Here is a 979-nt window from a genome sequence, read left to right on the forward strand (position 1 = left end):
CTAGACGAGTAAGTCCGAAGTGCTGGTCAGTGGTCGTAGGCGATCAATGACCTGGTCAGTGATGTTCCGTTGGCCCGGTTGTGCCAGATGGCTGCGGTGAGGGCCAGGATGCGTTGTCCGACGCGGGCCAGGACCCCGGCTGGGGTTCTGGCCCCGTGGCGTTCGAGGTCGAGCTGGCCCTTGAGGGTGTCGTTGACCGACTCGATGAGCTGCCGGATCGGCTTGAGCAGGTGCTCGCCCGGCCGGGGCTTGCGGTTGCGGTAGCTCGGCCGCAGCAGGGCCAGGCCGTGTTCACCCATGAACGTGTCCAGATGCGTGGAGACGTAGCCCTTGTCGCCGACAATCGTCTGCCCGGGGTGAGTGGTCAGCAGGTCCTGGTCTCCCGTGAGCATGTCGGCCAGGACCTCACGTTCATCGACCTTGGGGCTGGCCAGCGCCCAGGCGATCGGCAGACCGCCGGGTGTGCAGAGCAGGTGCAGACGCAGGCCCCAGAAGAAGCGGGAGTGCGAGGGGCAGTAGCCGTAGCCGGCCCAGCCGGCCAGCTCGGAGCGTTTGGCGGCGGGCCGGGAGCGGGCGCACTCCACGGGGGTGGAGTCGACGATCCATACGTCGTCGTGCCACAGGTCGGTGTCCCGGGCCAGGGTGCGGATGAACCGGCTGATCAGCGTGTTCGCGGCCCGCAGACGCTTGTTGTAGCCGGACTGCCCGGGCAGGTAGGGGAACTCGGCGGCCAGGTGCCGGCGGGCGAACCGCAGCCAGCGGGTCTCGGAGGCGAAGCCGAGGACGGCCTGCATGACCGCGAGCGTCAACAGCTCGGCATCCGTCAGCCTCGGCGGACGGCCCCACCGCCGCGTTCCTGCCAGAGAGTCATCAATCCTCACGTACAGTGCTGTCGCGAGGGTTTCGAGGTCTGTCGTCACAAACGGACCAACGAGACCCTCGCTTCATGCGCCCGAAGACTTCGGACTTACTCGTCTAG

The 979-nt window shown here is 67.3% G+C and carries 1 protein-coding gene; it reads right to left on the reverse strand.

Annotated features, from left to right (window positions below):
* Positions 1 to 26: 26 nt before the first annotated feature.
* A complete protein-coding gene (locus tag OO54_RS40885) occupies positions 27 to 920 on the reverse strand; it encodes an IS982 family transposase (RefSeq protein ID WP_033212810.1) in 894 nt (297 codons plus the stop codon).
* Positions 921 to 979 lie beyond the last annotated feature (59 nt).

It is taken from the genome of Streptomyces wedmorensis, from assembly GCF_000716445.1.
In the GTDB taxonomy this organism is placed as follows: domain Bacteria; phylum Actinomycetota; class Actinomycetes; order Streptomycetales; family Streptomycetaceae; genus Streptomyces; species Streptomyces wedmorensis.